At 65.5% G+C, this 469-nt stretch carries 1 protein-coding gene; it reads left to right on the top strand.

The window, feature by feature from the left end:
* Positions 1-469: condensation domain-containing protein (locus tag CWO91_RS42450; protein ID WP_130221201.1), on the top strand; the 469-nt coding region annotated here is incomplete at both ends.

The following is a 469-nucleotide window of genomic DNA, read 5'->3' as shown; positions in this document are numbered from 1 at the left end:
GATCACGCCAGAGATGTTGCCGCTGATTGAGCTGGCGCAGGGCGAGATCGACCGGATCATCGCCACAGTGCCCGGCGGGGTCGGCAACATCCAGGACATTTATGGCTTGTCGCCGCTGCAGGACGGCATCCTGTTCCATCATCTGTTGGCGACAAAGGGCGATCCGTACCTGCTGGTCTCGCAGATGGCGTTTGCCGACCGTGGCGTGTTGGAGCGCTATCTTGCTGCGGTCCAGCGGGTGGTGGACCGGCACGACATTCTGCGCACCTCGTTCGTCTGGGAGGGGCTGTCGCGCCCGGCGCAGGTGGTGTGGCGCCACGCATCGCTGGAGGTGAGCGAGGTCGAGCTGGACGGGTCTGATGGTCCTGGCGCCGCGCAGCTTAAGGATCGGTTTGATCCGCGCCAGCACCGCATCGAGCTTGGCCGAGCGCCCTTGTTGCGGTTTGTGATCGCGCGCGAGCCCGGCAGC

This window comes from Bradyrhizobium genosp. SA-3 (genome assembly GCF_004212635.1).
Classification (GTDB): Bacteria; Pseudomonadota; Alphaproteobacteria; order Rhizobiales; family Xanthobacteraceae; genus Bradyrhizobium.
The sequence above is the reverse complement of the archived record's forward strand: the minus strand, read 5'-3'. Positions and strand labels throughout refer to the sequence as shown.